This window comes from Kitasatospora sp. CM 4170 (assembly GCF_032110285.1).
Lineage (GTDB): Bacteria > Actinomycetota > Actinomycetes > Streptomycetales > Streptomycetaceae > Kitasatospora > Kitasatospora aburaviensis.
Genome location: NZ_CP134877.1, coordinates 6,984,009 through 6,998,937, shown reverse-complemented (window position 1 = coordinate 6,998,937; position 14,929 = coordinate 6,984,009). Strand labels below are relative to the sequence as shown.

The window sequence follows — 14,929 nt, the reverse complement described above, 5'->3', positions numbered from 1 at the left end:
CCGATCACCGGTCCGGTACGGTCCGGCCCGCCAGCGCCTACTCCAAGCCATCTCCGGCCGGCCCGGCCACGCCTCTGGGCGGGGGCCGCGGACAGCCCGCAGGATGGCCCCATGGCAAACATCGACGAATTCGGCGGCGGGCAGCGCCCGGACGCCCAGGTCCTGGTGGTGACCACCAACGACATCCCCGGCTTCCGGGTCGACCACGTGATCGGCGAGGTCTTCGGGCTGACGGTCCGCAGCCGGCACGTCGGCAGCCAGATCGGTGCGTCCCTGAAGTCGCTGGTCGGCGGCGAGCTGCGGGGTCTGACGAAGACCCTGGTGGAGAGCCGCAACGAGGCGATGGAGCGGCTGGTCGAGCAGACCAGGGCGCGGGGCGGCAACGCGGTGCTCATGTTCCGCTTCGACGTCACGCAGGCGGCCGACATCGGTACCGAGGTCTGCGCCTACGGCACCGCCGTGGTGATCTCCCCGGCGACCTGATCCGCCGCCCGCTGCCCCGGGCCCCGCGTGCACGCCCGACGCGCCCGGCGTGAGCGCGGGGCCGGACGACCCGCGCACGAGGGGAACACTCGCGCCCCACCCGATGTTTCACCAGCGTGACTGTTTACGGTGCAACCAACGGCGGCGGAGCGCCGGGCGGCGAGCTCCGGCGGGTGGACGTCGTGGTGGTGGGCGCCGGGCAGGCCGGCCTGTCCGCCGCCTACCACCTCCGCCGCCGCGGCTTCGCCCCCTACCGGGCGGGCTCCGACGGCGGCTTCGTGGTGCTCGACGCGGACGACGCTCCGGGCGGGGCCTGGGCACACCGCTCGCCCTCGCTGCGGATGGCCACCGTGCACGGCTTCCACGACCTCCCCGACTTCGAGCTGCCCGAGCCCGACCCCGACGCCCCCGCACGCGAGGTCGTCCCGGGGTACTTCGCCGCGTACGAGGCCCGGCACGCGCTCCCGGTCGTGCGCCCCGTCCACGTCCTGGCGGTCCGTTCCGCGTCCGACCGGCGGGACGCCCGGACGGACGGCGCGCCGGAGGGAGCACCCAATGACGGGCCGGACGGCGGGCCGGCCGCGCTGCCGGGCGAGCGCCTGCTGGTCGAGACCGACCGCGGCACGTGGTCCACCCGCGCGCTGATCAACGCCACCGGCACCTGGACCCGCCCCTTCCTGCCCCACTACCCCGGCCACTTCTCCGGTCGGCAGCTGCACTACGCCGCCTACCGGGGCCCGCAGGAGTTCGCCGGCCGGCGCGTCCTGGTGGTCGGTGGCGGGGCCTCGGCGATCCAGGTGCTGTCCGAGATCGCCGCCGTCGGGGAGACGGTCTGGGTCACCCGCACGCCGCCGGTCTACCACGACGGCCCGTTCACCCCCGAGTACGGGCGCGCGGTCGTGGCCAAGGTCGAGGAACGCGTCCGCCAGGGGCTGCCGGTGCGCAGCGTGGTGAGCGTGACCGGGCTCGGCCCGTCCGTCGCCTACCGCCGCGCCGAGGAGCTGGGCGCGCTGCACCGGCGCCCGATGTTCGACCGCCTCACCGAGCACGGGGTCGCCTGGGGTGACGAGGAGCTGGCGGTGGACGCGATCGTCTGGGCCACCGGCTTCCGCCCCGAGGTCGGCCACCTCGCGCCGCTCGGCCTCCGCTCCACCGGCGGCGGCATCGCGCTCACCGGCACCCGCGCCACCGCCGATCCGCGCGTCCACCTGGTCGGCTACGGCCCGTCGGCCAGCACCATCGGCGCCAACCGCGCGGGCCGGGCCGCCGTGAACGACATCGTCGGCCTGCTCGGCGTCCCGACGCCGGTGGGCCCGCGGTCGGATGCGCCGGCCGCCCGGACCGCGGCGGCCCCGGCCGCGGACGGCGGCCGGGAGCCGGTCGCCGTCCACTGACCGGCTCCGGCCCGGCCCCGGCCGCCATCCGCCGGTCAACGGCCGCCGGTCAGCGGTCAGCGGTCAGCGGTCAGCGGTCGAAGTCGACCGTCACCCGGTCGGTGACCGGGCGGGCCTGGCAGGTCAGGACGTAGCCGGCGGCCACCTCCTTCTCCTCCAGCGCGAAGTTGCGCCGCATCTCCACCTCGCCCTCGGTGACCAGGGCGCGGCAGGTGCCGCAGACGCCGCCCTTGCAGGCAAACGGCAGGTCCGGGCGGGAGCGCTGCGCACCGTCCAGGATGGAGCGGTCGCACGGGAGGTTGAGCGTGCTGCCGCGCCCGTCGAGCACGACGGTGACCTCGCTGTGCGGGCGGTCGTCCGCCGCCTCCGAACCGGGCTCGTCGGCGCGCTCGGTGATCGGCTCGTCCTCGGCGTGGAACAGCTCCTGGTGCACCCGCTCGCCCGGCACGCCCAGGCCGGCCAGGAGTTCCCTGGCCCCGGCGACCATGCCGAACGGGCCGCAGAGCCACCAGTGGCCGACCTGCCGGACGTCCACCAGCGCCGTCAGCAGCGCATCGACCCGCTCCGGGTCGAGGCGCCCGCTGAGCAGTTCGGCGTCCCTGGTCTCACGGGAGAGGACGTGCACCAGCTGGAGCCGGCCGAGGTGGCGGTCCTTCAGGTCGGCCAGCTCGTCGGCGAACATCACGGTGTCGCTGCGGCGGTTGCCGTAGAGCAGGGTGACGGTGGACGTGGGGTCGGCGGCGAGCACCGAGGCGGCGATGGAGAGCATCGGGGTGATCCCGGAGCCGGCCGCCAGCAGCACGTGGTCGGCGGGCACGCCCAGATCGGGGGTGAAGAGGCCGGTCGGGGTCAGCACCTCGACCTCCTCACCCGGCCCCGCGTCGCGCACCAGCCAGCGGGAGAACAGCCCGCCGGGCACCTCCCGGACGGCGATCCGCAGCGGTCCGCCGACCGGGGCGCAGATCGAGTACGAGCGGCGCTCGTCCACCCCGTCCACCATCCGCCGCAGCGTCAGCGTCTGCCCCGGGCGGAAGGCGAAGGCGTCGGACAGCCCGTCCGGCACCGCGAAGGTCACGGCGACGGCGTCCTCGCAGAGCCGCTCCACCTCGGCGATCCGCAGCCGGTGGAAGGTCGGACGGCGGGCCGGCCGGGCACCGGGGGCGGCGTCGGCAGCGGCGTCGGCGGCGACGGCCGGGTCGGCCTCGGTGGGGCGGGCCGTGCTGGCGGGACCGGCGGCCATTCAGATCTCCTTGACGCGTTCGAAGGGCTCGCGGCAGTCGCGGCAGCGCCAGAGCGCCTTGCACGCGGTGGAGCCGAATCGGGACAGTTCCTCGGTGTCGGTGCCGCCGCAGAGCGGGCAGGCCACCAGGTGACGGGTGGGGCCGAGCGTGAGCAGGGGCGGGGCGGTGCCGCGCGGCGAGGCGCCGCCGGACGCCGCCGGGGCCGCCCGCTCCGCCGCGGAGCGCGGCGGGGCGATGCCCGCCTCGGCGAGCTTGCGGCGGCCCTCGGCGGTGATCAGGTCGGTGGACCACGCCGGGTCGAGCCGCAGCCTGACCCGGACGTCCGCGTAGCCGGCCGCGCGCAGGCGGCGGTCCACGTCGGCCGCCATCTCGGCGACGGCCGGGCAGCCCGAGTAGGTCGGCGTCAGCCACGCGGTCACCGCCGCCTCGGCGGGGGCGACGGGCGCCTCCGCCGTCGCCGTCGGCACCGCACCCGCCGCCTCGACCTCCACCTCGGCGAGGACGCCCAGGTCGGCGAGGGTGAGCATGGGCAGCTCCGGGTCGGGGACCTCGGCGGCCACCGCCCAGGCCCGCTCCCGCGCCGTCGCCGTGCCCGTCACCACGTCGCCCCCGGGTGTGCGCGGGCCAGCACCTGCAGCTCGGCCAGCAGCAGCCCGAGCTCCTCGGTGTGCACGCCGTCCCGACCGGCCCGGCCGCCGATCGTGGCCAGACCCGGCACCTCCGGCATCGCCAGTCCGGCCTCGGCCAGCACGGCGGCCAGCGAGCGCAGCACCGGTTCGCGCAGCGTCGCCGGGTCGACGCCGACCCGCAGTTCCACCGGGTGCGCCGTGAACAGCTCCTCCAGCAGCGGCCAGACCGCGTCCAGCCCGGCCTGCATCCGCTGCGCCGAGTACGGCGTCCCGTCGCCCAGCCGCAGCGTCCAGGCCGTGGCGTACTCGCGGTGGTAGGCGAGCTCCTTGGCGCCCCGGGCGGCGACCGCCGCCAGCACCGGGTCGGCGTGGCCGGCCAGCGCCTCGTACAGCGCGCCGCGCGCGGTCGCGAAGAGCAGCAGGCGGGCGATCGAGTACGCGAAGTCGCCGTTGGGCGCCTCGACCAGGCGGACGTTGCGGAACTCGTGCTCCTCGCGCCAGTACGCCAGGTCGTCCTCGGTGCGGCCGGAGCCGTCCGCCTGGCCGGCCCGGGTGAGCAGCTGGCGGGCCTGGCCCAGCAGGTCGAGGCCGAGGTTGGCGAGCGCGACCTCCTCCTCCAGCTCCGGCGCCCGGGTGCACCACTCGATCAGCCGCTGGGAGAGGACGAGCGCGTCGTCGCCCAGCATCAGGCAGTACGCGGCGAGGTCGGCGCCGTCGAGGCCGGCCGGCACCGCCGTGTCGACCCCGAGCAGCGGGTCGGCGAAGCCCGTGCCGTAGGCCCAGCGGCCCTCGCCCTCGGGCTCGGGGGTCGCCTCGGAGAGGCTGAGGTAGACGTGGTCGTCGGTCATGGTTCTGCTGCTCCCCGTCAGATGTGCGGGACATCCTCGGGGATGTCGTAGAAGGTCGGGTGGCGGTAGACCTTGTCGCCGCTCGGCTCGAAGAACGGGTCCCGCTCGTCCGGCGTGGAGGCGGTGATCGCGTCCGAGCGGACCACCCAGAGGCTGACGCCCTCGTTGCGCCGGGTGTAGAGGTCGCGGGCGGCGAGCAGCGCCATCCGGTCGTCGGCCGCGTGCAGCGAGCCGACGTGGACGTGGTTCAGCCCGCGCCGGGGGCGCACGAACACCTCGTACAGCGGCCAGCCGGCCTTGGACTCGGTCACTTTCCGTTCTCCTGTTCCGGGGTGTTCTGGGCTTCGTCGGCGGTGCGGGCCCCGACCTCGGCGCGGCGCTTCGCGGCGTAGGCGGTGGCGGCCTCGCGCACCCAGGCGCCGTCCTCGTGGGCGGCGCGGCGGCGATCGATCCGCTGGGTGTTGCACGGGCCCTGGCCGTGGATCACCCGGGTCAGCTCGGACCAGTCGGGCTCGCCGAAGTCCCAGCCGCCGCGCTCCTCGTTCCACCGCAGCTCCGGGTCGGGCAGGGTGACGCCGAGGTGCTCGGCCTGCGGGACGGTCATGTCCACGAAGCGCCGACGCAGTTCGTCGTTGGTGTGCCGCTTGATCCGCCAGGCCATCGAGCGGGCGGTGTTCGGCGAGTCCCCGTCCGAGGGGCCGAACATCATCAGCGACGGCCACCACCAGCGGTCCACCGCGTCCTGGACCATCCGGCGCTGGGCCTCGGTGCCGCGCATCAGCGTCATCAGCAGCTCGTAGCCCTGGCGCTGGTGGAACGACTCCTCCTTGCAGATCCGGACCATGGCCCGGGCGTAGGGGCCGTAGCTGCAACGGCAGAGCGGCACCTGGTTGCAGATCGCGGCGCCGTCGACCAGCCAGCCGATCACGCCGACGTCGGCGTAGGTGAGCGTCGGGTAGTTGAAGATCGACGAGTACTTCTGACGGCCGGAGATCAGCTTCTCGGTGAGCTCGGCGCGGTCCACACCGAGGGTCTCGGCGGCGGCGTAGAGGTAGAGGCCGTGACCGGCCTCGTCCTGGGCCTTGGCCAGCAGGATCGCCTTGCGGCGCAGCGACGGGGCGCGGGTGAGCCAGTTGCCCTCGGGCTGCATGCCGATGATCTCGGAGTGGGCGTGCTGGGCGATCTGGCGGATCAGGGTGGCCCGGTAGGCGTCGGGCATCCAGTCCCGGGGCTCGATCCGCTGCTCGGCGGCGATGACCGCCTCGAACAGCTCCTCCTGGGTCTGGGCGGGCACCGGTTCGGCCACCTCTGCTGTCACCACGGTCCCCTCTCACGTGTCTCGCGCCACGGGCGTCTCTCGCGTCGCGGGTCGGACGCGAGCGGTGGCGGGGCGTGACGGGCAGGGCGGCTGGGTCCTGCCGGTGTCGCCTGCCGGGCACTCGCGCTACCGACTGACCGTTCGGTCGGTTCCATTGTGCGCGGTGGGACGGCGCCCTGACAAGGGAGGCGGGCCGGGGAGCGCGCGGGACCGGGCGGGCGGCGCCCCGGTCCGGGCACGGAGCGGGCCCGCCGTCCGGCAGCTGCCGGAGGGCGGGCCCGCTCCGTGAGGCCGGCGGCCCGGCGGGGCCGGCCGGGCTTCGGCCGCCCCACTGCGGGACCGCCGGCTAGCCCTCCGCGCGGTCCCGCAGGCGGGGCAGCGGGACGGCGAGGAGTGCGGCCAGCAGCGCGATCCGCGGCGCCAGCTGGTCGATCCGGATGTGCTCGTGCCGGGCGTGGGCGCCCGCACCGACCGCGCCGAAGCCGTCGAGCGTGGGCAGCCCGCGCGACCCCGGCAGATTGGTGTCCCCGGCGCCGCCCGCCGGGCCGCCGTCCAGCTGCTGGCCGAGCACGGCCGCGAGCGAGCGGACGTGCCGCAGCAGCGGGTTCGCCGCGCGCTCCGGCCAGGCCGGGCGGCTGGAGAGCACCTCGGTGCGCACCCGCGCCCCCGGGCGCAGCGCGGCGAGCCGGGCCAGGTTGTCGAGGGTGCGCCGCTGGGCCTCGACGGTGGCGAAGCGCAGACCGAGCTCGGCCTCCGCCCGGCCGGCGACCACGTTGGCCCGGGTGCCACCGCTGATCCGCCCGGCGTTGAGCTCGGTGCCCGGCTGGCAGGCGAATCCGCGGACCGCGACCAGCTGGTCGACCAGTTCGTCCACGGCGGACACGCCTTCCGCGGCGTCGTTGCCGGCGTGCGCCTCCCGCCCGGTGACCGTGAGCCGGACCCGGCTGCTGCCGCGGCGCGCGGTCTTGAGCCGGCCGTCCGGGTGGGGCGGTTCGAGGCCCAGGACGGCGGCCGCCCCCCGAAGTTGGCGCTCGACCAGCCGGCGGCCGTCGGGGCTGCCGACCTCCTCGTCGGAGACCACGACCAGCCGGACGGTGCGGTGCGGGCGCTGGCCGAGGTCGGCGAGCAGGGCGAACGCGCCTTCGAGAACGGCGAGTCCGCCCTTCATGTCGATCACGCCGGGACCGCTGAGGATGCCGTCCTCTTCGGTGACCGGCCAGTCCTCCAGCGTGCCGACCGGCCAGACGGTGTCGTGGTGGCCGACCACCAGGAGGTGCGGCAGGCTCTCGTCCTGGCCTTCCCACTGGAGGAGCAGGTGATCGCCGGCCGGACCGGCCTCGCGGTGCGCGGTGGCCCCGGTGGCGCGGAAGCCGGCGGCCAACTCCTCGGCGAGCGCGTTGAGTCGGGGGGCGTCCCCGCTGGGCGACTCGATTCGGGCCAGGTCGGCGCAGCGGCGCCGGACGGCTCCGGCCAGGGTGCGGGCGCGGGTGCTGAGCGCCTGGGGCAGACCGGGCAGGGCCGCGGTGGGCCCGTCGGCGGCCGGCGCTCCGGCCGCCGGTCCGGCGGCCGGGAAGGCCGCGGCGGCACCGGTACCGGGAGAGGCGGCGGCGGGTGGCGGAGCGCCGGCCTCCGTGTCGGACGGCTCCGCGACGGCGGGCGCCGCGGTGGCGGCCGCCCCTGCCTCGGCGTTGGGGGACGGAGCGGAGGCGACGGCCGGCGTGCGGGCGGGTTCGGTGGTCACGGCCTCCGCGACGGGCGGCCGGACGGTTCGGGGACTCAACGCTCGCCTCCGCGGCCGCCGCCGGTATTGATGAGCGGCCGCACCGGTCGGCCCGAGCGCGCGGCCCGAGTGGCACCGGACGCTCCGCTCCGCCCGATGACCCCTCTGAACCCGGCACGGGCCGGGATCCCCCGGGACGGCCCGTCTGGCTCAAGTCCGTTGGAACGGCTGGGCGGCGTGCTTGGCATTGCGTCCTCCTCGCTCGATCCGGCGGCCCCGGTCGGCCCGGGGCCCCGTGGACGGCGGCTTCGAAGCAGCGGGCGCAGTAGCCGCACCGCCACAGGGAAGCCGAGATGTGAGCCTAGAAGAACCGTTCGGTTTCCTGCGAGGTGGCCCTGCTCCCAGCGTGCCGGGGCCGGGCCCCGCCTCGCGTGCCCGTCGGAGAACGGCGGCGGGCGTACGGCGCGCGGGCCTGGATCGGCGCGCGAGCGCGGTCGCCGGATCGCGCCCATCTCCACCATGAACCCGTCGCCGGGGTTTGGCAGCGCAAACGGCCAAGGCGCGGCATTTCCACGCCGGATGGGTGACAGCGGCTCGGCGCCCGGTACCAGGCCGGCGGGTCGCGGGCCGGCCCTGCGGAGCGCGGCGCGGGGCTCGACACCGGGCGGTGGTCCGGCAGTTGTGCGGCTACGGGGTGGCGCACGGCTCGGGGGGGTCGGACGGTGCGGCGCGGCCTTACCCGACCACCTTCCCCGTCGACCCTCCCCGGCCGCCTTCCCCGGCGGCGGGCACGGCGGCCAGCCGGTCGACGGGCGCGGCCGCATCGCCGTCGACCACATTCCGCAATCGGTCAGACACTAGGTTCACATGACAACTTTCAGCGAACAGACTTTGAAATCTGTTCGCGCCCGTGGCACAGTTGAACTCGGCCACCCGCCACGCATCCGCATCCACATCCCTCCCCCCTCCCCGTCAGGAGCCCCGCATGTCCACCGCTCCCTCCGCCGGCCCCCGCATCCAGCAGCGCCCGCTCGGCGCCGCCGGCCCCACCACCTCCGTCCTCGGCCTCGGCTGCATGGGCATGTCCGACCTCTACGGCCCGGCCGACGAGGCCGAGAGCATCGCCACCGTCCACGCCGCGCTCGACGCCGGCGTCACCCTGCTCGACACCGGCGACTTCTACGGCATGGGCCACAACGAGCTGCTGATCCACGACGCGCTCCGCGGCCGCGACCGCGAGAGCGTGCAGATCAGCGTGAAGTTCGGCGCCCAGCGCAGCCCGGACGGCCAGTGGCTCGGCTACGACGCGAGCCCCGCGGCGACGAAGACCGCGCTCGCCTACACCCTGCGCCGCCTGCGCACCGACCACGTCGACATCTACCGGCCCGCCCGCCTGGACCCGGACGTCCCGGTCGAGGAGACCGTCGGCGCGATCGCCGAGCTGGTCGAGGCCGGCTACGTCCGCCACATCGGCCTCTCCGAGGTCGGCGCCGACACCCTGCGCCGCGCCGCCGCCGTCCACCCGATCAGCGACCTGCAGATCGAGTACTCCCTGATCTCCCGCTCCGTCGAGGAGAAGATCCTGCCCACCGCCCGCGAGCTGGGCATCGGCGTCACCGCGTACGGCGTGCTCTCGCGCGGCCTGCTCAGCGGCCACTGGAACAACGACCGCGCGCTGGCCGGAACGGACTTCCGCGGCCACAGCCCGCGCTTCCAGGGCGACAACCTCGCCCACAACCTCCACCTGGTCGAGGCGCTGCGCACGGTCGCCGCGGAGCGGGGCGCCACCGTCGCGCAGGTCGCGATCGCCTGGGTCGCCTCGCGCGGTGAGGACGTCGTCCCGCTGGTCGGCGCCCGCCGCCGCAACCGGCTCGGGGAGGCCCTCGGCACGCTGGACGTCACGCTCGGCCCGGCCGACCTGGCCGCGATCGAGGCCGCCGTCCCGGCCGGCTCCGCCGCCGGGGAGAGGTACGCTGCCGCTCAGATGGCCCACCTCGACAGCGAGCACTGAGCGCGGCACCGCCGCGGGACGGCGCCGCCGCCGGTCCGGGCCGTCGGGCCACCACCTCCGACCACCGACGAGCCCCCGCACCGACCGGCGACCAGCGCCGCACCCACCGGCCGCAGCGCCGTCCGCCGCCGCCCCGGCGGCGGACGCCCCACCCGAAGGACGTACCTCCCCGTGACCACGGACAGCGCACTCACCCCCGAGCAGATCCTGAGCGCGACGGAGGACGTCCTCAGGCGGTTCGGCCCGGCCAAGGCCACCGTCGTGGACGTCGCCCGCAACCTCGGCGTCAGCCACACCAGCGTCTACCGGTTCTTCCCGAGCAAGGCGGCGCTGCGCGAGGCCGTCACCCAGCGCTGGCTCGACCAGGCCCACTACGAGCTGCAGTCCATCGCCACCGAGCCCGGCCCCGCCGCGGACCGGCTGCACCGCTGGCTGGCGACGCTGTTCGCCGCCAAGCGGAAGAAGGCACTGGACGACCCGCAGCTGTTCGCCACCTACATGACGCTGGTCGCCGAGACCAGCAGCACCGTCGAGGCGCACATCGACACGATGGTGGCGCAGATCGGCCGGATCGTCCGGGACGGCGTGCAGGCCGGGGAGTTCGGTCCCGCCGACATCGGCTCGACCGCCCGCGCCGTCTTCGAGGCCACCGCGCACTTCCACGACCCCGCCCACGCGGCCGAGTGGTCCGACCCGCACGCCCAGGACCGCTTCGAGGCGCTCTGGAAGCTCGTCCTCGGCGGCCTCACGGCGAAGTAGCCCGGCCGGCGGCCGGGCCACTCGGCCCCCGTGCGGCCGGGGTCAGCGGCGGGAGTTGCCGAAGACGAGGCGGTAGGCGATCAGGAGCACCAGTGCGCCGCCGATCGCCGAGGCCCAGGTGGCCAGGTCGAAGAAGTGCGCCGTCACCTCGCGGTGCAGGAACCGCGAGGAGATCCAGCCGCCGACGAACGACCCGGCGATGCCGATCAGGGTGGTCACCACCAGGCCGCCCGGGTCCTTCCCCGGCAGCAGCAGCTTGGCCAGAGCCCCGGCCACCAGGCCCAGCACGATCCACGCGACGAAGCTCATGCGTCCTCCCGCCCTCCGCTACGGCGGTCCCGGCCGGACCGTCCTGCCCGCAGGGACGCTCCCGTGCGCCCCCGCGGTTCCGGTGCGCCGGGCGTGGCCGCCCCCGCCCGGCCCGCCGGCGCCGGGATACTGCCGCCATGCGCATCCTGATCGCCACCGCCGGCTCCCGGGGCGACGTCGCCCCGTTCACCGGGCTCGGCGTCCGGCTGCACGCGGCCGGCCACCAGGTGGCCGTCGCCACGCACACCACCTTCGCCGACGCGGTGCGCGCGGCCGGTCTCGAATTCCGTCCGCTGCCCGTCGACCCGCGCGCCGAACTCGCCTCGACCGGCGGCCAGCGCCTCCTGCGGGCCGGGTCCGGGCCGCTCGCCGTCCTCGAACTCCTGCGGCTGGGGCGCTCCTTCATGCCCGCCATCGGCGACGGCATCGCCGCCGCCGCCGACCGGGGTGCCGACCTCCTGCTCACCAGCAGCACCACCTCCGCCCTGGGTCGGGCGGTCGCCGAGGCGGCCGGCCTCCCCCACCTCGGGCTGCACCTCCAACCGCTCGCGCCGACGCGGGAGTTCGCCCCGGTCGTGACCGGCTCCCGGTCGCTGGGCCGGGCCGGGAACGTGCTGGCCGGGCACGCCGTCCAGGCCGCCACCGACCGGCTGTTCGCCCCCGCGGTGCGCCGGCTGCGCCGCCGCCTCGGCCTGCCGCCGCGCAGTGTGGCGCGCGCCCGGCGCGACCACGCCGTCCTGCACGGCTTCTCCCCCACCGTGGTGCCGCGGCCCGCCGACTGGCGGCCCGGCCTCGACGTGGCCGGCTACTGGTGGCCCCACCCCGAGCCCGGGTGGCAACCACCGGCCCGGCTCCTCGACTTCCTCGCGGCCGGTCCGCCGCCGGTGTTCGTCGGCTTCGGCAGCCTGGTCGTCCCCGACCCCGAGCGGCTCACCGCCACCGTCCTGGCCGCGCTGCGGGCCGCCCGGGTGCGCGCGGTGGTCCAGCCGGGCTGGAGCGGCCTCGCCGCGCCCGAGGGCGACGACCTGCTGACCGTCGACGACACCCCGCACTGCTGGCTGTTCCCGCGGATGGCCGCGACCGTCCACCACGCGGGGGCCGGCACCACCGCCGCCACCCTGCGGGCCGGCACGCCCACCGTCCCGGTTCCCGCCCAGCTGGACGCCCCGTTCTGGGCCGCGCGCGCCGCCCGCCTCGGCACCACTCCTGGGCCGGTCCCGCTCGCCGGCCTCACCGCGGACCGCCTCGCCGCCGCGATCCGCCGGGCCCTGGACGACCCGGGCCACCGCGCCCGGGCCCGCGCCGTCGCCCGGGTGCTGGCCGCCGAGGACGGCGCGGGGAAGGTCGTCGAAGCCGTCGACCGGATCGCCGGCTCCTCCGCGGGCAGCACCCCTCGGTGACCGGCGGCCCGCGCCGGGCCGGGACGGCGGCGCGCTCGGCGCCCGTCGGCCGACCCGTCAACGGTCGCCGGCGTGCCGTCGACCCCCGCCGGCGCCACGCCGGCCGCTCGCCAGTGTCAGCACCGTGTAGAGCGCCAGCGACGACCCCACGCCGACCGCCCACCCGTAGTCGGCGAGCGGCTTGAGCACCGGGACCAGGCCGTCGGCCGGGAACGGGCCGCCGTAGGAGCCGCCGACGGCGAGGAGGCCGCCGACGAGCAGCGCGGTGACGGCGCGCCAGTTCCACCCGGCGGTGTACCAGTAGGCACCGCCCGGCCGGTAGAGCTCGGCGAGCCGGAGTCGGGTGCGGCGCAGCAGCCAGTAGTCGGCGACGAGGATGCCGGCGACGGTGCCGAGCAGGCCGCCGACGACGCCGAGCCAGGTGAAGATGTAGACGTGCGGGTCGGAGATGAGCTTCCACGGGAAGATCGCGATCCCGACGACGCCCGTGATCAGCGCCCCGGCGCGGAAGTCGACGTGCCGCGGCAGCAGGTTGGCGAGGTCGTAGGCGGGTGAGACGACGTTGGCGGCGATGTTGACCGACAGGGTGGCGACCAGGACGGTCAGCAGCGCGAAGAGGATGCCGACCGGGCTCTCCATCTTGGCGGCGAGGGCGATCGGATCCCAGAGCGGTTCGCCGTAGACCGCCTGCGACCCGGAGGTGACCAGGACGGAGAGCAGCGCGAAGAGGGTCATGGTGGTGGGCAGGCCGAGGGCCTGGCCGCGGATCTGGGCGCGCTGGCTGCCGCCGAAGCGGGTGAAGTCGGGGATGTTGAGGGCGAGGGTGGACCAGAACCCGATCATGCCCATCAGGGCCGGGAAGAAGACCTTCCAGAAGTCCGCGTCCCAGCCGAGCCGGGACGGCTGGTCGAGCAGCGGGCCGAACCCGCCGGCCTTGACGGTGATCCAGGCCAGCAGGGCGAGGGCACCGACGATGACGAACGGCGCGGCCCAGTTCTCGAACCGGCGCAGGGTCTCCATGCCGCGGGCGATGACGACCATCTCGATCAGCCAGAACAGCAGGAACGAGAGCCACTGCGTCCACGGGTAGCCGCCCAGCTCACCTGCCGTGCGCCAGGATTCGCCGAGGAGCTTGCCGGCCAGCAGGAAGATGCCCTCGCCGCCGATCCAGGTCTGGATGCCGAACCAGGCGCAGGCGACCGCGGCCCGGACGAGGGCCGGCAGGTTGGCGCCGCGCAGGCCGAAGGAGGCGCGGGCGAAGACCGGGAACGGGATGCCGTACTTCGTGCCGGCATGGCCGGCGAGCAGCATCGGTACGAGCACGATGAGGTTGGCGAGGGCGATGGTGAGGACGGCCTGCTTCCAGTCCATGCCGAGGGCGACCAGGCCGGAGGCGAGGGTCCAGGAGGGGATGTTGTGGGCCATCCCGACCCAGAGCGCGAGGAAGTTGTAGGTGGTCCAGGTGCGGCGGGCGACGGGGACGGGGCGCAGGTCGTCGTTGGTGAAACCGTTGGCGGGAAGGGCCGCGACGGCCGGGTCCAACTCGACCCGGCCGTCGGCGTGTCGGAGCTCCGGGAGGGGGCCGTCCGGTTGTCCGGGCGGGGTGCCGTCGCCCCCTATCGCGGCGGTTCCGGTCATGGACGGGCCCCGGCCGCGCCCAGCTGCGGGATGACGTCGGTGCCGTAGGCGTCGATGGTGGCCTCGATGGCGTCGTGCATGGCGTAGACGGCGAACTGGTCGACGCCGAGGGAGCGGAGGTGGTCGAGGCGGGCGAGCTGGGTGGCGGGCGGGCCGATGAGGCAGAAGCGGTCGACGATCTCGTCGGGGACGAAGGCGGTGTCGGGGTTCCCGGCGCGGCCGTGGTGGCTGTAGTCGTAGCCCTGGCGGTCCTTGATGTAGGCGGTGAGGGCGTCGGGGACGAGGTCGGAGTGCTCGCCGTAGTGGCGGACCAGGTCGGCGACGTGGTTGCCGACCATGCCGCCGAACCAGCGGCACTGTTCGCGGGCGTGGGCCAGGGCGGCCGGGGAGTCGTCGGCGGTGACGTAGGCGGGGGCGGCGACGCAGATGGTGAGCGCGTCGGGGTCGCGTCCGGCGTCGGCGGCGGCCGCCCGGACCGCCTTGATCATGAACTCGGTGAGGTAGGGGTCGGCCAGCTGGAGGATGAAGCCGTCGGCCTGGCGGCCGGTCAGGGCCAGGGCCTTGGGGCCGTAGGCGCCCATCCAGACGGGCAGCCGCCTGCCCTCGCCGACCCAGGGCAGGTGCATCTCGGTGCCGTCGACCTCGACGGTGCGTCCCTCGGCGAGCTCCTTGATCGCGTGCATGGCGTGGGAGAGCCGTTCGAGGGTGGCGGGGTGGCGGCCGGCCACGCGCATGGCGGAGTCGCCGCGGCCGATGCCGCAGACCGTCCGGTTGCCGTACATGTCGTTGAGGGTGGCGAAGAGGGAGGCGGTGACCTCCCAGGTGCGGGTGGAGGGGTTGGTGACCATCGGGCCGACGGTGAGCCGCTCGGTCTCGGCGAGGATGCGGCTGTAGATGACGAAGGGCTCCTGCCACAGGACGCAGGAGTCGAAGGTCCAGCCGTGGCTGAAGCCGGCCCGCTCGGCGCGGATCATACGGTCGATGAGCAGGCGGGCGGGCGGGTCGGTCTGCAGGACGAGGCCGATGTCCATGGGGGTGCTCCAGGGGGCTGGCCGCGGCCCCGGGCCCGGCGTTCGGCCCGGGGCGGCGGCGGACGGGGTGCCGGCCGGCGGGGTGCGCCGGCCGGCCGAGTCGTCGGCGGACGGAGTCGCCGGCGGACGGGGGCGGGTGGTGCCGGGC

The 14,929-nt window shown here is 75.7% G+C and carries 14 protein-coding genes; 5 read left to right on the top strand and 9 right to left on the bottom strand.

Annotated elements, in window-relative coordinates:
* Nucleotides 1-111 precede the first annotated feature (111 nt).
* Together RMN57_RS29525 and RMN57_RS29520 are read left to right on the top strand one after the other, a co-directional pair.
* A complete protein-coding gene (locus tag RMN57_RS29525) occupies nucleotides 112-483 on the top strand; it encodes a YbjQ family protein (RefSeq protein ID WP_313766327.1) in 372 nt (123 codons plus the stop codon).
* 116 nt (nucleotides 484-599) lie between these two features.
* Nucleotides 600-1,877: an NAD(P)-binding domain-containing protein gene (locus RMN57_RS29520; protein ID WP_313766326.1), complete on the top strand. Its 1,278-nt coding sequence runs from the start codon at nucleotides 600-602 to the stop codon at nucleotides 1,875-1,877.
* Nucleotides 1,878-1,947: 70 nt separating this feature from the next.
* On the opposite strand, the gene paaE is transcribed toward RMN57_RS29520, so the two are convergent.
* From paaE to RMN57_RS29490, 6 genes are all read right to left on the bottom strand, one after another.
* Nucleotides 1,948-3,117, bottom strand: coding sequence for a 1,2-phenylacetyl-CoA epoxidase subunit PaaE (gene paaE, locus RMN57_RS29515; protein ID WP_313766325.1), 1,170 nt, complete (start codon nucleotides 3,115-3,117; stop codon nucleotides 1,948-1,950).
* The gene (gene paaD, locus RMN57_RS29510; RefSeq protein WP_313766324.1) at nucleotides 3,118-3,720 is read right to left on the bottom strand and encodes a 1,2-phenylacetyl-CoA epoxidase subunit PaaD; all 603 of its coding nucleotides are present in this window, start codon (nucleotides 3,718-3,720) and stop codon (nucleotides 3,118-3,120) included. It abuts the gene before it with no gap.
* On the bottom strand, nucleotides 3,714-4,595 hold the full coding sequence (gene paaC, locus RMN57_RS29505) for a 1,2-phenylacetyl-CoA epoxidase subunit PaaC (RefSeq protein ID WP_313766323.1): 882 nt from the start codon (nucleotides 4,593-4,595) through the stop codon (nucleotides 3,714-3,716). The genes paaD and paaC overlap by 7 nt, the downstream gene beginning before the upstream one ends.
* A gap of 17 nt (nucleotides 4,596-4,612) precedes the next feature.
* Entirely contained in the window at nucleotides 4,613-4,906 is a 294-nt protein-coding gene (paaB, locus tag RMN57_RS29500) for a 1,2-phenylacetyl-CoA epoxidase subunit PaaB (RefSeq protein ID WP_030056311.1), read from the bottom strand.
* A complete protein-coding gene (gene paaA / locus RMN57_RS29495; protein ID WP_313766322.1) occupies nucleotides 4,903-5,913 on the bottom strand; it encodes a 1,2-phenylacetyl-CoA epoxidase subunit PaaA in 1,011 nt (336 codons plus the stop codon). Before paaA ends, paaB begins: the two co-directional genes overlap by 4 nt.
* Before the next feature lie 346 nt (nucleotides 5,914-6,259).
* Nucleotides 6,260-7,654: a M20/M25/M40 family metallo-hydrolase gene (locus RMN57_RS29490; RefSeq protein ID WP_313766321.1), complete on the bottom strand. Its 1,395-nt coding sequence runs from the start codon at nucleotides 7,652-7,654 to the stop codon at nucleotides 6,260-6,262.
* A gap of 964 nt (nucleotides 7,655-8,618) precedes the next feature.
* On the opposite strand from RMN57_RS29490, the gene RMN57_RS29485 reads away from it, so the two are divergent.
* Nucleotides 8,619-9,644, top strand: a complete 1,026-nt coding sequence (locus tag RMN57_RS29485) for an aldo/keto reductase (protein WP_313766320.1) — start codon at nucleotides 8,619-8,621, stop codon at nucleotides 9,642-9,644.
* A 171-nt stretch (nucleotides 9,645-9,815) separates the two neighbouring features.
* Nucleotides 9,816-10,403, top strand: a complete 588-nt coding sequence (locus RMN57_RS29480; protein WP_313766319.1) for a TetR family transcriptional regulator — start codon at nucleotides 9,816-9,818, stop codon at nucleotides 10,401-10,403.
* Between the two features lie 42 nt (nucleotides 10,404-10,445).
* Here the strand turns inward: RMN57_RS29480 and RMN57_RS29475 are convergent, their stop codons facing one another.
* Nucleotides 10,446-10,712 (bottom strand): GlsB/YeaQ/YmgE family stress response membrane protein, encoded by a 267-nt coding sequence (locus tag RMN57_RS29475; protein WP_313766318.1) that lies wholly within the window; start codon nucleotides 10,710-10,712, stop codon nucleotides 10,446-10,448.
* Nucleotides 10,713-10,849: 137 nt separating this feature from the next.
* On the opposite strand from RMN57_RS29475, the gene RMN57_RS29470 reads away from it, so the two are divergent.
* Nucleotides 10,850-12,112, top strand: coding sequence for a glycosyltransferase (locus tag RMN57_RS29470; RefSeq protein WP_313766317.1), 1,263 nt, complete (start codon nucleotides 10,850-10,852; stop codon nucleotides 12,110-12,112).
* Nucleotides 12,113-12,169: 57 nt separating this feature from the next.
* On the opposite strand, the gene RMN57_RS29465 is transcribed toward RMN57_RS29470, so the two are convergent.
* Entirely contained in the window at nucleotides 12,170-13,750 is a 1,581-nt protein-coding gene (locus tag RMN57_RS29465; RefSeq protein WP_313766316.1) for an NCS1 family nucleobase:cation symporter-1, read from the bottom strand.
* The gene (locus RMN57_RS29460; protein ID WP_313766315.1) at nucleotides 13,747-14,781 is read right to left on the bottom strand and encodes a TIGR03842 family LLM class F420-dependent oxidoreductase; all 1,035 of its coding nucleotides are present in this window, start codon (nucleotides 14,779-14,781) and stop codon (nucleotides 13,747-13,749) included. The genes RMN57_RS29465 and RMN57_RS29460 overlap by 4 nt, the downstream gene beginning before the upstream one ends.
* Nucleotides 14,782-14,929: the final 148 nt, after the last annotated feature.

Excerpts from the sequence above, each read along its gene's own strand:
- paaC (WP_313766323.1), bottom strand. The coding sequence starts at position 4,595 with ATGACCGACGACCACGTCTACCTCAGCCTCTCCGAGGCGACCCCCGAG.
- paaE (WP_313766325.1), bottom strand. The coding sequence starts at position 3,117 with ATGGCCGCCGGTCCCGCCAGCACGGCCCGCCCCACCGAGGCCGACCCG.
- RMN57_RS29475 (WP_313766318.1), bottom strand. The coding sequence starts at position 10,712 with ATGAGCTTCGTCGCGTGGATCGTGCTGGGCCTGGTGGCCGGGGCTCTG.
- RMN57_RS29525 (WP_313766327.1), top strand. The coding sequence starts at position 112 with ATGGCAAACATCGACGAATTCGGCGGCGGGCAGCGCCCGGACGCCCAG.
- RMN57_RS29465 (WP_313766316.1), bottom strand. The coding sequence starts at position 13,750 with ATGACCGGAACCGCCGCGATAGGGGGCGACGGCACCCCGCCCGGACAA.
- RMN57_RS29470 (WP_313766317.1), top strand. The coding sequence starts at position 10,850 with ATGCGCATCCTGATCGCCACCGCCGGCTCCCGGGGCGACGTCGCCCCG.
- RMN57_RS29485 (WP_313766320.1), top strand. The coding sequence starts at position 8,619 with ATGTCCACCGCTCCCTCCGCCGGCCCCCGCATCCAGCAGCGCCCGCTC.
- RMN57_RS29460 (WP_313766315.1), bottom strand. The coding sequence starts at position 14,781 with ATGGACATCGGCCTCGTCCTGCAGACCGACCCGCCCGCCCGCCTGCTC.